This is a genomic window from Microbacterium sp. Soil_C_42 (assembly GCF_057656735.1).
This window is the reverse complement of the sequence record NZ_JBDGJU010000009.1, coordinates 1-15,469: the sequence shown is the minus strand read 5'-3', so window position 1 is coordinate 15,469 and position 15,469 is coordinate 1. Positions and strand designations below refer to the sequence as shown.

The 15,469-nt window shown below is 70.0% G+C and carries 18 protein-coding genes; 9 read left to right on the top strand and 9 right to left on the bottom strand.

Annotated elements, in window-relative coordinates; all coding sequences use genetic code 11:
- The first annotated feature begins 47 nt into the window (after positions 1 to 47).
- Entirely contained in the window at positions 48 to 401 is a 354-nt protein-coding gene (locus tag AC3A46_RS07805) for a Fe-S protein (RefSeq protein WP_487664637.1), read from the top strand.
- A gap of 228 nt (positions 402 to 629) precedes the next feature.
- Complete coding sequence (locus tag AC3A46_RS07800; RefSeq protein ID WP_487664636.1) at positions 630 to 2,111, top strand: MFS transporter; 1,482 nt, start codon at positions 630 to 632, stop codon at positions 2,109 to 2,111.
- 213 nt (positions 2,112 to 2,324) lie between these two features.
- Here AC3A46_RS07800 and AC3A46_RS07795 read toward each other — a convergent pair whose 3' ends face one another.
- The 7 genes from AC3A46_RS07795 to AC3A46_RS07765 form a co-directional block, all read right to left on the bottom strand.
- Complete coding sequence (locus AC3A46_RS07795) at positions 2,325 to 2,696, bottom strand: DUF4166 domain-containing protein (RefSeq protein ID WP_487664635.1); 372 nt, start codon at positions 2,694 to 2,696, stop codon at positions 2,325 to 2,327.
- On the bottom strand, positions 2,672 to 2,941 hold the full coding sequence (locus AC3A46_RS07790; RefSeq protein ID WP_487664634.1) for an SRPBCC family protein: 270 nt from the start codon (positions 2,939 to 2,941) through the stop codon (positions 2,672 to 2,674). The genes AC3A46_RS07795 and AC3A46_RS07790 overlap by 25 nt, the downstream gene beginning before the upstream one ends.
- Positions 2,938 to 3,345: a hypothetical protein gene (locus AC3A46_RS07785; RefSeq protein WP_487664633.1), complete on the bottom strand. Its 408-nt coding sequence runs from the start codon at positions 3,343 to 3,345 to the stop codon at positions 2,938 to 2,940. Before AC3A46_RS07785 ends, AC3A46_RS07790 begins: the two co-directional genes overlap by 4 nt.
- Complete coding sequence (locus AC3A46_RS07780; protein WP_487664632.1) at positions 3,345 to 4,019, bottom strand: TetR/AcrR family transcriptional regulator; 675 nt, start codon at positions 4,017 to 4,019, stop codon at positions 3,345 to 3,347. Before AC3A46_RS07780 ends, AC3A46_RS07785 begins: the two co-directional genes overlap by 1 nt.
- 128 nt (positions 4,020 to 4,147) lie before the next feature.
- Positions 4,148 to 4,975 (bottom strand): ABC transporter permease, encoded by an 828-nt coding sequence (locus AC3A46_RS07775; RefSeq protein WP_487664631.1) that lies wholly within the window; start codon positions 4,973 to 4,975, stop codon positions 4,148 to 4,150.
- Positions 4,972 to 5,844 (bottom strand): ABC transporter permease, encoded by an 873-nt coding sequence (locus AC3A46_RS07770; protein WP_487664630.1) that lies wholly within the window; start codon positions 5,842 to 5,844, stop codon positions 4,972 to 4,974. The genes AC3A46_RS07775 and AC3A46_RS07770 overlap by 4 nt, the downstream gene beginning before the upstream one ends.
- Entirely contained in the window at positions 5,841 to 6,782 is a 942-nt protein-coding gene (locus AC3A46_RS07765) for an ABC transporter ATP-binding protein (RefSeq protein ID WP_487664629.1), read from the bottom strand. The genes AC3A46_RS07770 and AC3A46_RS07765 overlap by 4 nt, the downstream gene beginning before the upstream one ends.
- Positions 6,783 to 6,936: 154 nt before the next feature.
- On the opposite strand from AC3A46_RS07765, the gene AC3A46_RS07760 reads away from it, so the two are divergent.
- Both AC3A46_RS07760 and AC3A46_RS07755 read left to right on the top strand, forming a co-directional pair.
- On the top strand, positions 6,937 to 7,152 hold the full coding sequence (locus tag AC3A46_RS07760; protein WP_045300911.1) for a transcriptional regulator: 216 nt from the start codon (positions 6,937 to 6,939) through the stop codon (positions 7,150 to 7,152).
- Positions 7,153 to 7,178: 26 nt separating this feature from the next.
- A complete protein-coding gene (locus tag AC3A46_RS07755; RefSeq protein WP_487664628.1) occupies positions 7,179 to 9,179 on the top strand; it encodes an ABC transporter ATP-binding protein in 2,001 nt (666 codons plus the stop codon).
- 237 nt (positions 9,180 to 9,416) lie between these two features.
- On the opposite strand, the gene AC3A46_RS07750 is transcribed toward AC3A46_RS07755, so the two are convergent.
- A complete protein-coding gene (locus tag AC3A46_RS07750) occupies positions 9,417 to 11,297 on the bottom strand; it encodes a phosphoenolpyruvate carboxykinase (GTP) (protein ID WP_487664627.1) in 1,881 nt (626 codons plus the stop codon).
- 116 nt (positions 11,298 to 11,413) lie between these two features.
- Between AC3A46_RS07750 and AC3A46_RS07745 the strand changes: the two genes are divergently transcribed.
- Positions 11,414 to 12,850, top strand: coding sequence for a helix-turn-helix domain-containing protein (locus tag AC3A46_RS07745; protein WP_487664626.1), 1,437 nt, complete (start codon positions 11,414 to 11,416; stop codon positions 12,848 to 12,850).
- A gap of 48 nt (positions 12,851 to 12,898) precedes the next feature.
- On the opposite strand, the gene AC3A46_RS07740 is transcribed toward AC3A46_RS07745, so the two are convergent.
- Entirely contained in the window at positions 12,899 to 13,978 is a 1,080-nt protein-coding gene (locus AC3A46_RS07740) for a winged helix DNA-binding domain-containing protein (protein ID WP_487664625.1), read from the bottom strand.
- Positions 13,979 to 14,099: 121 nt separating this feature from the next.
- Between AC3A46_RS07740 and AC3A46_RS07735 the strand changes: the two genes are divergently transcribed.
- The 4 genes from AC3A46_RS07735 to AC3A46_RS07720 all read left to right on the top strand — a co-directional run.
- Positions 14,100 to 14,240, top strand: a complete 141-nt coding sequence (locus AC3A46_RS07735) for a hypothetical protein (RefSeq protein ID WP_487664624.1) — start codon at positions 14,100 to 14,102, stop codon at positions 14,238 to 14,240.
- Between the two features lie 9 nt (positions 14,241 to 14,249).
- On the top strand, positions 14,250 to 14,921 hold the full coding sequence (locus AC3A46_RS07730) for a VOC family protein (protein ID WP_487664623.1): 672 nt from the start codon (positions 14,250 to 14,252) through the stop codon (positions 14,919 to 14,921).
- A 68-nt stretch (positions 14,922 to 14,989) separates the two neighbouring features.
- Positions 14,990 to 15,196, top strand: coding sequence for a three-helix bundle dimerization domain-containing protein (locus tag AC3A46_RS07725; protein ID WP_487664622.1), 207 nt, complete (start codon positions 14,990 to 14,992; stop codon positions 15,194 to 15,196).
- 34 nt (positions 15,197 to 15,230) lie between these two features.
- Positions 15,231 to 15,469, top strand: a 239-nt coding sequence (locus AC3A46_RS07720; protein ID WP_487664621.1) for a putative immunity protein, incomplete at its 3' end; no start/stop codon positions are given.

The following is a 15,469-nucleotide window of genomic DNA, read 5'->3' as shown; positions in this document are numbered from 1 at the left end:
GACGCATCGGACGGGTCACGGCGGCAACCTTCAGCTAGGCTGATGGCATGGAAATCCTCCGCCACGTCGTCGTGCTCGTCCACCTCGTGGGCTTCGCCATCCTCTTCGGCGCCTGGGTCGTCGAAGCGGTGAACGGAAAGCACCAGATCACGCGCCTCATGCACTGGGGCCTCGCGATCGCCGGTCTCGCCGGTCTCATCCTCGCCGCCCCGTGGGGCATCGAGTACGACCTCAACTACGCCAAGATCGGCGTGAAGCTGGTCATCCTCGTCATCATCGGCGCGCTCCTGGGCATCGGCGCCGGCCGTCAGCGCAAGTCCGGCTCGGTGCCCGGCGCCATCTTCTGGTCGATCGGTGCGCTCACCTTCGCCAACGCCGCGATCGCGGTGCTCTGGCGCTGACCTCCTGACACGCGAGACGGATGCTGCGGCCCTGGGCCGCAGCATCCGTTCTCCGTCTCTGCGGCCTGGACCCGATCCCGGGAGTAGGCTGGTCTTTTGTGCCGGGCGACAACGCCCGCACCCACGGTGATCCAGTGCAGTGCCGCCTGACGCGTCACCCTGCGCCCGGCGTCCGCCCACCGCCGCATCCCAACCGGATGCCTCGCTCCGCGCATGCCCCAGGTGAATATGTCCTCCCCCAGTACGACCGCCGCGACCTCCGCGGCACCCGCAAACCCCCGCTCCCGCGTGATCCTCGCGAGCCTCGTCGGCACCACGATCGAGTTCTACGACTTCTACGTCTACGCGACCGCCGCCGTCCTCGTCTTCCCCATCCTCTTCTTCCCGACCGGCAACGACACCACGTCGCTGCTGCTGTCGTTCAGCGTCTTCGGCGCCGCCATGATCGCGCGCCCCCTCGGCGCGATCGTGTTCGGGCACTTCGGCGACCGGTTCGGCCGCAAGGCGACGCTCGTGGCGTCTCTGCTCACCATGGGTATCGCGACGTTCCTCATCGGGTGCCTGCCGACGTTCAACGAGATCGGCGTGTGGGCTGCGATCCTGCTGCTGATCCTGCGCCTGTTCCAGGGCTTCGCGCTCGGCGGCGAGTGGTCGGGCGCCGCGCTCGTGGCGACCGAGAACGCCCCGAAGGGCAAGCGCGCCTGGTACGGCACGTTCCCGCAGCTCGGCGCCCCGCTCGGCTTCATCATCGCGAACTCCGTGTTCCTCGCGATCAACTTCCTGCTCCCCCACCCCGACGGCGCGGGTCAGCGCTCGGCCGACTTCCTCGCGTGGGGCTGGCGCGTTCCGTTCCTGTTCTCCGCCGTCATGGTGATCATCGGCCTGTGGGTGCGCCTGCGCCTCGTCGAGTCCGACACGTTCGTCAAGGCCGAGAAGAAGGGGGCGATCCGCAAGTTCCCGCTCGGCACGGTCCTGCGTCACCACTGGTGGCACCTGATCCTCGGCACGTTCATCATGCTGGCGACCTACGTGCTGTTCTATCTGATGACGAACTTCACCCTCTCGTACGGCACGAAGGCGGCCGACCTCGAGGTCGCGACGGCGGCCGCACAGAAGGCGGCCGAGGCCGCGGGCACCGCGTTCGACCCGGCGGCCTTCGCCGCGCAGTTCTATCCGGGCCTCGGCTTCGGCTACACCGACTTCGTGCTGATGCAGATCATCGGCGTCGTGTTCTTCGGCATCTTCACGCTGCTGTCGGGCCCGATCGCCGACACGATCGGCCGCCGGCGCCTGCTCTTGTGGGTGACGGGCCTCATCATCGTGTTCGGCCTCACGTTCAACCTGTTCCTGTCGCCGCAGCTCGACCCGAAGTTCACCGGAGCCCTGACCCAGGCGTTCCTCATCTTCGGATTCATGCTGATGGGCTCGACGTTCGGCCCGATGGGCGCCGTCCTGCCGGAGCTCTTCCCGACGAACGTCCGCTACTCGGGCTCGGCCATCTCGTACAACGTGTCGTCGATCCTCGGCGCCGCGCTCGCCCCGATCGTGGCGGTGGCACTGTGGGCCGCAGCCGACGGCAGCCCGTGGCTCGTCGGCCTGTACCTCTCGGCGATGGGCGTGCTGACCTTCATCGCACTCCTCCTCTCGCCCGAGACCAAGGACGTCGACTACGACGCCGACCTGGGCGTCGGAGCCAGCGGCTCGCTCTAGCCCCGGTTGTTCCGGACGACGGATGCCTCGACCCGGCCGGGTCGAGGCATCCGCGTCTCGGCCCACAACTCCGGCAGAAGCCCGCTCTGCCACCCGCTGCCCGCATCGGGCGCCGCAGCCTGCCTGAGCTGCGACCCGGCGACACCCCGGTCCGCGAACGCGCGAACGCGCGAACGCGCGAAGCGCACCGGGCGCGGCGTCCGTCGACTCCGCTCAGGTGCGTCGCTCGTGCCGGACGGGCTTCGTGCGCGAGGGCGCCTCGGTCGCCTGGGGAAACTCGCAGCGGAACTCGCCCTCGTACCCGAACAGGAATCCGAAGAGCCGGTTGCGCACCTCGAGGCGGATGCGGAAGACCTGTGCGCGATCGTCGTAGCCCTCGCGCAGCTCGGCCCGGCCGCTGAAGAGCATGGGGAACCGGAAGCCGAACGGGCCCTCGTAGAAGCGCTGCCGGTCGGATCGCAGCAGGAGGCTGCCGTCGGGTTCCGCTGTCAGCCGGAGGTCGACGGCGAGGTGCTGATGGGTGCCGAGGTAGTCGACGATCCGCCCGTCATCGCCGAGGATCATCGTGGCGTCGAAGCGGCGCACGGCACGCGCGTTCCATCAGCACGCTCGCGTTCGCCGATCGTCGTGCCGGTGCCCGTGATCGTCATCCCGGGCAGGCGGCGTTCGTAGACGAAGCGCGTACCGCCGCCGGCGAGGGGTGCGGCCGGAGTGATGCGGCTGAAGCGCACGTCCCAGCGCGCGTGCAACGCCGGGTCCTGGGTGAGCTGCCACACCCGCTCCATGGGCGCAGCGATGCGGATGCTGACGTAGATCGCACGCCCGGTCACCGCAGCGAGCCGATCGCCGAGACGAAGATCCACACCGCCGCGAACGCCACCGGCGCGCCCAGGGCGATGGTGCCCCACACCGTCATGGCGCGGAGGAAGCGCCGGCCCTTCTGCCTTTCGCCGAACATGTTCAGCGCGGACAGGGCCGCCGCCGACCCGACGATGACCACCGAAACGGCCGGCATCGCGACGGTGGCGGGAACGACAGGCAGCGCGAACATCAGCCACGACGCCGCCATGGGCAGCGCATCGCTCAGCGAAGCAGCCCAGACGCACGCCGACGCGATGACGATGAACACGTTGAGCAGCGTGAGGACGCGGAACCACCGCTCACTCCAGAGGCCCACCTCCGCGGCGGCCGGGGATCCCCCGGATGTCGTCGCCGCGGCTTCGCCGTGTGTCATCAGGCCTGCACCTCGGCGATGAGGTCGAGCAGTTCGCGCAGCGGCTTGCGGAGCACGCGCAGCCGCACCAGGGGAAGCGAGAGCTTGAGGAGCCGCAGGCCGCGGTCGAGCAGCCGGCTCGTGCGTTCCCGACCGTCCGACGTGTCATAGACCCAGAACAGCGCGAGCAGCAGATGGCCGAGCATCAGCGCCGACGGCAGATCCTCGTCGAACTCCGCGGGGAGCTTGTCGGCGGCACCGGCGATCGCCTCGCGGAAGAGCCCGACCACGATCTCTCGTGATGGCGAGGAGTCGCTCGACAGCGGGTTGATCGACGAGCGTGGCGAGACCGCGGCCGAAAGGAACTCCGGGGCGAAGCGGTAGTAGGGCTCGAGCTGCGCGAGTCCCGTGCGGAAGACGATGCCGAGCCGCTCCACGAGATCGTCGCTCGCCTCGAGGAGCGGGAGCGCCGCCGCACGGTGCTGCTGCTGCACGTCGAGGTAGAGCTCCTGCACGAGGTCGTTCTTCGACGCGAAGTGGTAGTTCGTCGTGCCCACCGAAACGCCGGCCTCGGACGCGATGAGCCGGATCGTGGTCTGGTCGTACCCGCGTTCCCGGAACGAGCGCAGGGCGATGTCGCGGATGAGCGCTCTCGTGCGCTCGCTCTTGGTGGTGGCGCCAACAGAACTGGACATGTTCAGAAAAGTACCGCTGTTTCTGAACATGTTCAAGAATGGTTCCGAGACGCAACCGACCTCGCGGGAACGCGGAGACGCGGATGCCGCAGCCCGCGTGGGCTGCAGCATCCGTGCGGTGCTGCGTGTCAGTCGAGGAACAGTGCGCGCAGACGCTTCGTCGTGAACACCAGACCGATGGCGATCATGACGACGTAATAGAGCACGTGCCACCACATCTCGGGGGTGAGGATGCCGGTGGTGAGTCCGCGGACGAGCTCGACGCCGTGCCACAGCGGGAACGCCATGATGATGTGCTGGATCCACTCGGGGTAGATCGTGATCGGGTACAGCGTCGCCGAGAACAGGAACATCGGCAGCAGCACGAAGTTGATCCAGTCCATCTGCTGGAACGTCTTCATGTAGCTCGTGACAGCCATGCCGAGGCTCGCGAACCCGAAGGCGATGAGCAGCACCGCCGGCAGCGCCAGGATCGCGGTCCACGCCAGGTTGAGCCCGAGGATCTGCATGATGATCATGAAGCCGGTCGCGTACAGCAGGCCGCGCAGCAGCGCGTAGAGGATCTCGCCCAGCGCGACATCGAGCGGCCCGAGCGAGGTCGCCAGCATGCCCTCGTAGAGCTTGCCGTAGTTGAGCTTGAAGAAGACGTTCCACGTCGAGTCGTAGATCGCGCCGTTCATCGCCGACACGGCGAGCAGGGCAGGCGCGATGAAGGCCGCGTAGGGCACCTCCACGCCGCTGGAGGTCTGCACGTCGCCGATGAGCGAGCCGAGGCCGATACCCATCGAGGCGAGGTAGAACACGGGCTCGAAGAAGCCCGACAGGACGACCGCCCAGCTGGACGAGCGCGCGGCGATGAGGCCGCGCTGCACGACCGACTGCGGGTTGCCCGCCCACAGGGCGCGCACGCCGCCCGCACGGACGGCGGCGGCCTCGGTTCCGACCGCGGTGCTCATGCGCCGAGCCTCCTCTGGAACATGCGGCGGCCGATCACGTAGCCGGCGATCGACAGCAGGAGAAGGTAGCCGACGTGCACGACGATCACGAACGGGTCCATCGGCAGGCCGTAGGTGGCGAGGCGGCCGAGCTCGGTCGCGTGCCACAGCGGCGACACCCACCCGATCCACTGCAGCCAGAGCGGCAGCGTGGCCAGCGGGTAGAAGGTGCCCGAGAACAGGAACATCGGCATGAAGATGAAACGCTGGACGAGCGCGACCTGACCCTTGTCGTCGGTGATCGACGCGGCGTACGCCATGTACGGGATGCCGAACGCGAGGCCCGCGAGCAGGCCGATCGGAATGGTGAGCCAGCCGGTCTCGGGGTTCGGCACCGCCTGGAACAGCCACAGGAACAGGTAGTACGCGATCACCACGACGATGATGCGGGCCGAGGCGCCGGAGATGACGCCGCCCGCGATCTGCCCTGGCGAGAGCCCGGTCGCGCTGAAGCCGAAGAAGTAGCGGCGCCACTTGAAGCCGGCCATGACGGGGTACGAGAACTCCTCCGACGCGACGGAGATCGCGGCGGTCATCAGCAGGGCCGGTGCGACGAACACGAGGTACGAGACCTCGACGCCGTTCTGCGTGATCGGGGCGTCGATGAGCGCGGCGAGGCCGACGGCGAGCCCCAGCAGGTAGAGGATCGGCTGGCCGAGCGCGCCGACGATGATGGTCCATCCGTACGCGCGCATCGCGCGCACCATGTGCTCGGTGACGTACCAGGTGCCGAACGCGCGGGGCTTGCGGCCCCACTGCATCGCCTCGTCGCGCAGCTCGTCGAGCGAGGGCTGCACGCGGGTCGTGGCGTCTTCGGAGGGAAGGCTCATTCGATCAGCGACCTTCCGGTGAGCCGGAGGAAGACGTCCTCGAGACTCGAACGGCGCACGAGCGACGTGATCGGAGTGAGCCCCCGGTGCGTCACGGTCTCGAGCGCCGCCTCGCCGTCGTTCGCGTAAACGAGGATGCGGTCGGGCAGCACCTCGACGCGGTCGCCGATGCCCTCGAGCTGCGGCGCGACCTGCTCGTTGCGGTCGGAGCCGAAGCGCACCTCGAGCACCTCGCGACTGGAGTGCTCGCGGATGAGCGAGGCAGGAGTGCCCTCGGCCATGATGCGCCCCTTGTCGACGACGATCAGCCGATCGCAGAGCTGCTCGGCCTCGTCCATGTAGTGGGTCGTCAGCACGAGGGTGGTGCCGCGCTCCTTGAGGCGGAACAGGCGATCCCACAGCACGTGGCGCGCCTGCGGGTCGAGACCCGTGGTCGGCTCGTCGAGCAGCAGGATGCGCGGGTCGTTGATGAGGCCGCGGGCGATCGTGAGCCGCCGCTTCATGCCGCCCGAGAGCTGCTCGACCTTGCTCTTCGCCTTGTCTTCGAGCTGCGCGAACGCGAGCAGCTCGTCGGCCTTCTGGTGGCAGACCTTGCCCGGCAGTCCGAAGTAGCGGCCGTAGATGTAGAGGTTCTCGCGAGCGTTGAGCTCGCCGTCGAGGTTGTCCTGCTGGGGCACGACCCCCAGGCGCGATCGGATCTCGGGGCCGTACCGGTCGGGGTCGAGCCCGAGGATCGACAGTTCTCCACTGGTGCGCGTCGACACCGCGCCCACCATCTTCATCGTCGTGGACTTGCCCGCACCGTTCGGGCCCAGAAGACCGAACGACTCGCCCGGCGCCACCTCGAACGACAGTCCGTCGACGGCGAGGAAGTCGGGCTTGCCTTTGACCTTGTAGGCCTTGACGAGGTTGTCAGCGGTGATCACGGGGGCAGGCACCGGACTACCCTAACGCCCCGCTCCGACACCGCCCACTGCCGGGCCGGCCGACCCGGCACGTCAACATGAGTTGACACGCTCCCGGCTGTCAACTACGGTTGACACGGATGCCGCGGCCCGCAGCATCCGTGTCTGCCGAACGAGAGGCTGCCCGATGAGCGGCGACGAACTGACCACCCTGATCGGGGCGGCAGGCGGTCGCGAGCCGATCGCGGAGCTGCACCGCCTCGCCGAGGTGCGCCGCGAGCTCGCGCGCGCCGAGGAGGTGCAGGTGCGCAAGGCGCGCAACCTGGGCTTCTCGTGGCAGGCGATCGCGGGCGCCCTCGGCGTGAGCCGACAGGCCGTCCACAAGAAGTACGGTCGAAGGTAAGCCCCCTTCACGAACGAGGTACACCCATGCCCTCCGCCGATCTCGACGAAGCCCCTCCCGCCCCCGCACCCGCGGAGTCCCCCCGCGCCCGGCGCGGGCGATCTCGGCGCGGCAAGGTCGAAGAGGGGCCGCGCGCGACGTTCTCGCAGCTGCTCCCCTATCTCTTCGAGCACAAGCGCACGCTCGCCGTCGTGGTGGTGCTGAGCATCCTGAGCGCCGGGGCCTCGCTGATCCAGCCGCTGTTGGTCGGCCAGGTCATCACGCGCGTGCAGGAGAACCTCGACCTCGGCATGCTCGTCTGGGCGCTCGTCGGCTTCGTGCTGCTCGCGTCGCTCATCTCGGGCTGGCAGCACTACCTGCTGCAGCGCACGGGCACCGCCGTCGTGTACTCGAGCCGACGCCGCCTCATCGCCCGCATCCTGCACCTGCCCATCAGCGAGTTCGATGCACGCCGCACAGGCGACATCGTCTCGCGCGTCGGCAGCGACACCACGCTCCTCTACGCCGCGCTCACGCAGGGGCTGGCCGACTCCATCGGCAACGGGCTCCTGTTCGCCGGCGCGCTCATCGCCATGGCGATCATCGACCCGGTGCTGCTCGCGATCATCGTGCTCGTGATCGGCGTCTCGGTGCTCGGCGTGGTGGTGCTGAGCGGCCGCATCCGCACCGCGTCCACCGAGCAGCAGGAGAAGGTGGGCGCGCTCGCCTCCGGCGTCGAGCGCGCGGTCGGCTCGATCCGCACGGTCCGCGCGTCCGGCGCGACCGAGCGCGAGATCGACGCCGTCACCTCGCAGGCGACGGATGCCTACAACGTCGGCGTGCGCATCGCGAAGGTGTCGGCGCTCGTGGTGCCGATCGCGAACATCGCGCTGCAGGTGTCGCTGCTGGTGGTCATCGGCCTCGGCGGCTTCCGCGTCGCGACCGGTGCGCTGTCGATCGCGAGCCTGGTGACCTTCATCATGTTCCTCTTCATGCTCATCGCACCGCTGGGATCCTTCTTCGGCGCGATCACGTCAGTGAACCAGGCGCTCGGCGCCCTGGGCCGCATCCAGGAGGTGCTCGACCTCCCGACCGAGTCGCAGCACGACGCCGAGGTCGCCGCACGGGTGGCCGGCGGCGCCTCTGCACCGGCCGCAGCGCCGGGCGAGCCCGCCGCGATCGAGTTCCGGGACGTGCGCTTCCGCTACCCCGAGAACGTCGTCGAGGCGCGCCGCAAGGCCGAGTCCGAGGCGCTGGCGGTGCTCGAGAGCGCCCACGTCGACACCTCGACCATCGTGCTCGGCGACGGGGCGGGCGACACCGGCCTCGAAGGACTGGCGGATGCCGCGGCATCCGTCTCCGCCGGCAGCGAGGTGCTGCGGGGCGTGTCGTTCTCGGTCCCGCACGGGGCGCGCGTCGCCCTCGTCGGCCCGTCCGGTGCCGGCAAGAGCACGACCCTCGCGCTGATCGAGCGCTTCTACGACCCGACCGGCGGTGCGATCCTCCTCGACGGCACGGACGTGCGCAGCCTCGACCGCGACGCGCTGCGGGCGCAGCTCGGCTACGTCGAGCAGGACGCCCCGACGCTGGCCGGGACGATCGGCGACAACCTCCGACTCGCCTCGCCCGAGGCATCCGATTCCGAGTGCGAGGCCGTGCTGCGCGCCGTGAACCTCGGCGAGGTGCTCGACCGCAATCCGCTCGGCATCGACGCGCCCGTGGGCGAGTCGGGCGTGATGCTCTCGGGCGGCGAGCGCCAGCGCCTCGCGATCGCGCGGGCGCTGCTGGCCGCTCCCCCGATCCTGCTCCTCGACGAGTCGACGTCGTCGCTCGACGGGCTCAACGAGCAGCGCATGCGCGAGGCGATCGACGCCGTCGCGGCCGGCCGCACGCTCGTCGTGATCGCGCACCGCCTGTCGACCGTCGTCGACAGCGACCACATCGTCGTCATGGAGCTCGGCCGCGTCGTCGGCCAGGGCACGCATTCCGAGCTGGTGCAGACCACGCCGCTCTATCGCGACCTCGCGAAGCACCAGCTGCTGGTCTGATCCTCCTCGCCCCCGCCCGACCGAGTCCCCCTGTTCCGCAGTCGCGTTGTGCGCTCGGCGGGGCCGCGCACCCGCCGGAAGCGACTGCGGAACAGCCCGAGTCGGAGAAGGAACAGGCGCCCGGCCCCTCTGCCAAGAAGAGGGCCGGGCGCCGGTCTGTGTGCGACGGTCGCCGGTCGCAGCCGAGACCGAAGCCCCGGCCCCTCGCACAGGCGGGGCCGAGGCGTCGGAACCGGGTCAGGCGCGCTGCAGGCGGTACCGGAGCGCCGCGAGCTCGGCCCACAGCGGAGCGGGGACGCGGCCGTCGAAGGTGCGGTAGAACTCCTCGGTGAGGTCGGCCTCGTGCAGCCACAGCTGCGGGTCGACCGCGAACAGCTCGTCGAGGTCGGCCTGCGGCACGTCGATGCCGTCGACGTCGAGGTCCTCGGTGCGAGGCAGGCGGCCGATCGGGCTCTCGACGGCGCCGACCTCGCCCTCGATGCGGCGGATGATCCAGTCGATGACGCGCGAGTTGTCGCCGAAGCCCGGCCACAGGAAGCGTCCGTCGGCACCCTTGCGGAACCAGTTCACCTGGAACACGCGCGGTGCGCGGTCGAAGCGCAGCTGCTGGCCGACCTTGAGCCAGTGCCCGAAGTAGTCGGCCATGTTGTAGCCGCAGAACGGGAGCATCGCGAACGGGTCGCGGCGCAGCTCGCCGACTGTGCCCTCCTGGGCCGCCGTCTTCTCCGACGAGATGTTGGAGCCCATGAAGACGCCGTGCGTCCAGTCCGTCGCCTCGACGACGAGCGGCACGTTGGTGGCGCGGCGGCCGCCGAACAGGATCGCGTCGAGCGGCACGCCCTGCGGGGCGTCCCAGTCGTCGGCGATCTGCGGGCACTGTGCCGCGGCGACGGTGAAGCGCGAGTTCGGGTGGGCGGCGGGACGACCGGATGCCGGCGTCCAGGGGTTGCCCTCCCAGTCGGTGAGCTCTGCCGGCGGCTCGTCGGTGAGGCCCTCCCACCACACGTCGCCGTCGGGGCGCAGCGCGACGTTCGTGAAGATCGTGTTGCCCCACAGCGTCTCGACCGCGGTGACGTTGGTCGACTGACCGGTGCCGGGCGCGACGCCGAAGAAGCCGGCCTCGGGGTTGATGGCCCACAGGCGCCCGTCCTCGCCGGGACGCAGCCACGCGATGTCGTCGCCGAGGGTCTCGACGCGCCACCCCGGGATCGTCGGGCGGAGCATGGCGAGGTTCGTCTTGCCGCACGCCGACGGGAACGCGGCGGCGATGTGGTAGGCGCGACCTGCCGGGTCGATGACGCGGATGAGGAGCATGTGCTCGGCGAGCCAGCCCTCGTCGCGGCCGATCACCGACGCGATGCGCAGCGCGAAGCACTTCTTGGCCAGGATCGCGTTGCCGCCGTAGCCTGAGCCGAACGACCAGACCTCGAGGGTGTCGGGGAAGTGGACGATGTACTTCTCGTCGTTGCACGGCCACGCGACGTCCTGCTGGCCCGGCTGCAGCGGGGCTCCGACCGAATGCACGGTCTTGACCCAGTGGGCGCCGCCCGCGATCTCGCGCAGCACGTCGGTGCCGACGCGCGTCATGATGCCGATCGACGTGACGGCGTAGGCGCTGTCGGTGACCTGCACGCCGACGTGCGACAGCGGGCCGCCGACCGGGCCCATCGAGAAGGGCACGACGTACATCGTGCGGCCCTTCATCGAGCCCTCGAACAGCGGGGTGATGGTGGCGCGGATCTCATCGGGCGCTGCCCAGTTGTTGGTCGGGCCGGCGTCCTCCTCGCGCTCCGAGGCGATGAACGTGCGCGCCTCGGTGCGCGCCACGTCGCTCGGGTGGGAGCGGGCGAGGTACGAGCCCGGGCGCCACTCGGGGTTGAGCTTGATGAGCTTGCCCTCGTCGACCATCTCCCGAAGGAGCATGTCGTTCTCGGCCCGCGAGCCGTCGACCCAGTGGATCCGCGCCGGCTGCGTGAGCGCGGCGATCTCGTCGACCCACGCGCGCAACCCGGCCATGCCCTCGCCCTGAACGGCCGGCAGTTCGCCATACGTCCGGGTCAGAGTGGGACGGGCGGCGGTGGAGCCTTCGGTTCGGGGGAAGATGTCGGCAAGGGCCATGGTGTCGCTCCTCGTTGATGCAGATTCGTGCTCTTCCTCTACTTTCGGGCGTAACAGGCGGCTCTTCCCACGAAATCTGGTGTCAAGAGTTGCAATTCTTTCGCTAGCATCAAGGAATGCCCCCCACGTCACTCGAACTGTCGACCTTGGGCCACCGCATCCGTCATCAGCGTCTCGCCCACGGGTACACGCTCGATGAGCTGGGCGCGCTGGTCGGGGTCGCCGGAAGCCAGCTCAGCCTCATCGAGAACGGCAAGCGCGAGCCGAAGCTGTCGCTGCTGCAGGCGATCGCCTCGACGACGGGCGTCGAGGTGGGCGACCTCCTCTCAGCGGAGCCGCCCAACCGTCGCGCGGCGCTCGAGATCGAGCTCGAGCGCGCGCAGTCGGGGTCGGTCTTCCGCCAGCTCGGCGTCACGCCGATCAAGGTGACCAAGGGCATGTCCGACGACACGATCGAGTCGATCCTGGGCCTGCACCGCGAGCTGCAGCGTCGTGAGCGCGAGGCCATCGCGACGCCCGAGGAGGCGCGCCGCGCCAACACCGAACTGCGCCTCATGATGCGCGAGCGCGACAACTATCTCCCCGACATCGAGAAGCTCGCCGAGAAGCAGCTGAAGTCGGCGGGGCACGTGTCGGGCGCCCTCACACACCGCACCGTCAGCATCATGGCCGAGAAGCTCGGCTTCGAGCTGATCTACGTGAACGACCTGCCCCACTCGACGCGCTCGGTCACCGACCTCGAGCACGGGCGCATCTACCTGCCGCCGGCGTCCATCCCCGGCGGCCATGGCCTCCGGTCGATGGCGCTGCAGGCGATGGCGCACCGCCTGCTCGGCCACAAGCGGCCCACCGACTACGCCGACTTCCTGCAGCAGCGGCTCGAGATCAACTACTACGCCGCGTGCTGCCTGATGCCCGAGACGGCGTCGGTGTCGTTCCTGCAGCAGGCGAAGAAGGATCGCAACCTCGCCGTCGAGGACTTCCGCGACGCGTTCGGCGTGACGCACGAGGCGGCGGGCATGCGCCTGACCAACCTCGCGACGCACCATCTGGGGATCAAACTGCACTTCCTGCGCGTCGACGGGTCGGGGGCGATCTCCCGCGTCTACGAGAACGACGACCTGCCTCTCCCCATGGACGTCACCGGCGCCGTGGACGGCCAGATCGCGTGCCGAAAGTTCTCGGCGCGCGCCGCCTTCTCGGAGCAGAACCGCACCACCGAGCACTACCAGTACACCGACACCCCCGCCGGCACCTACTGGTGCTCGACGCAGACCGGCACCACGGCGGAGGGCGAATTCTCGATCACGGTGGGCGTGCCCTTCGACGACGCGCGGTGGTTCCGCGGACGCGAGACGCAGAAGCGCGCGACCTCGACCTGCCCCGACGAGTCGTGCTGCCGCCGTGTCGCCTCCGGCGTCTCGGAACGCTGGGCAGGCAAGGCCTGGCCGAGCGCGCGCGTGCACATGCAGATGTTCTCGCCGCTCCCCCGCGGCGCCTTCCCCGGCGTCGACGACAACGAGGTGTACGACTTCCTCGACCGCCACGCCTGAGCCCCTGTCTCGGCGCGTGTGCGCGGGCCGTCCCGGCGAGACCCGGGGCTATGCCGTGATGAAGTCGCGGTAGCGGTCGAGCGCGGCGGCGATCTCCGCGTCGGTCGCAGCACCCGGGGTGAACAGCTCGGGCACCGGCGGTTCCGCGTGGCGGCCCACGGCCAGCGAGTGCGTCCACACGCCGACCGCCTCGCCGCGCGCGACGAGGATCGGGCGGACGATGCCGTTCATGCTCGGGCCGATCGCACTCAGGAACTCCGGGGCGCAGGGCACGGTGCGGTCCGCGTACGACAGGTAGTACTCCTCGAACGGCGGCAGTGCCACCACATCGGGGGCCGCGGCGCTGCGCCGCGGCGCTGCGCCGGCGACCACGTACTGCGGCTCGGGTTCGTCGGCGACAAGACGCAGGCGATCGGATGCCGCCTCCGCCGCCGCGCGCGAGACCCCGAGCGGGAGCCCGCTCCACCACGCGAAGTCCCGCGCGCCGGCGGGACCGTGCGAGGCGATGTAGCGGACGAAGAACTCGGCCGTCGGATCGGCCGGGGTCATGGCATCCGTGATCCACTCGTCGGCGAGCACGAAGAACTGCTCGCGGGTCGGTCCCTTCTCCCGTGGCACGACCGGGCCCTGGCACAGCACTGCGCGCAGCGACAGCGCGACGAGCAGGTGGTAGCCCCGTTGCCGGGACGTCGACACCCCTCCCTGCTCCCACACCTCGAACAGCTCCTTGCGCATGAGGCGGTTCCCTCCGCCGAGCGCTGCCCGGGCGAGGCGCTCGGCGCGGTCGGCCTCGTCGGCGTCGATCCCCTCGTTGCGGTGCACGGCCGCCGCCTGGCGGCGCTGGCGCTCTGCGGTCAGCGACAGCACCCACTCCATGTCGGCGGTGGGGATCGTGTGGATCGTCCCGCGCATGGTCCAGGTGCGCACGATCTCGCCGCGGCCGTAGGCGGCGTCCACGTCGCGCACCGTCGTTCGGCCGCGCACGCGCGTCGCAAGCGCCCAGCGCCCGCCCCAGAACTCCTGGCTCTGCGTCGCGAGCATGTGCCGCGCGGCGTCGGCGACCGTCGCCGCGGGGGCGCTCAGGCGGTGCGACCGGAGCCGCTCGGACCGAATGGTCGAGGCATCCACTCGCCCATCATGCCCGTACTCGACTCGCGGCGGAGCGCGGATGCTCCCCGCGCCCTCTCCACGCAACGCTGCGCGCTGCGCGGGACTCCCGGCGTGCGATCAGCTTCCCTAAGCTGACGGGATGAGGGTGAACGACGCGGATCCGCGGCTCTGCCCCACGTGCGGCGACGTGCTGAGCTTCGAGATCCTCGACGATGAGCGGTTCCTGGTCGCCTGGTCGTGCGTGAACTGCGGCCTGATCCGCACGACCGAACCGGTGTAGGAGACCTCGATGGATGAATCGGCGAACGGATCGGACGCGATCTCGGCGGCAGGTTTCCATCGGGCGCCGGGCGTGAACGATTGGCGGGTCACCGGCACGGGGCCGCAGGCCGTCTTCACTGCGACCTCCCTGTCTCACGCCGCCGGGCTCGTCGCCCCGATCGTCGCGGCCGCCGAGCGATTCGGCCTCCGGCCGGACATCGACGTGCGTCCCGAGGGAGTCGTCGTGCGCATCCCGTACGCAGGCCCCGAAGGCATCCCCGCCGCAGCCGTGGACTTCGCCGCCGCCGTGTCGGTGGCCGCCGCCGAGCAGCGCCTGACCCCCGACCCCTCGCGCGCACAGTCGATCGGCATCTACGTCGCTCAGCATTCCGGGACCGACGTGCGCCCCTTCTTCACCGCGGCGCTCGGCTATGAGGACGTGGGCGACACGGATGCCGCGGATCCGATGCGCTGCGGACCGCAACTCGCCTTCAACCCGATCACCGGGGACTCGCCGTCGAGGGGGCGGACGCACGTCGACGTCTTCGTGCCGGCCGACCAGGCCCGGGCCCGCGTCGAGGCCGCCCTCGCGGCCGGCGGGCGACTCGCCGACGACTCGCACGCTCCGGCCTGGTGGTCGCTCGCCTCGCCCGACAACCACGGCGTGGACATCGCGTCGTGGACCGACACGTACGGCTGATCCGCATCGCCGGCACCTCGGTCCTCGCCTGCTTGACGAGAGCGGAGGGCGAAGTGCACCCTGAGCACATGACCCGTGAGCTCGTGGATGAGGATCAAGCCCTCTCCGACGTCGTGGACCGGCTGGAAGGGCGGTTCCCCTCGAGAGATCGTTCCGAGATCGAGCGCGCCGTCGCCGACGCGCACTCGCACTTCGCGCGCGCGAAGGTGCGCGACTTCGTCCCCGTGCTGGTCGAGCGCGAAGCACGCGCCCTTCTCGAGCATCCGATCCCGTAGTCCGCCCGCGCGGGCTGTCTGGCAGAGTGCTGGGGTGCCGTCATCCCAGTCGCTGAGCGAACAAGACCGCCGGATCGTCGCGGCGTGGGCCGCCGACTGCGCCGAACGCGTGCTCCCGCTGTTCGAGGCGGAGGCCCCGGCGGACGACCGCGCGCGCGACGCCATCGAGCGCGCTCGCGCGTTCGCTCGAGGCGAGCTCGGGGCCGCGGGCGAGATCCGGCGCCGATTCGTCGCCGGTCGCGCCGCCCACTCGGCGACCTCCCCTGCGGCGGT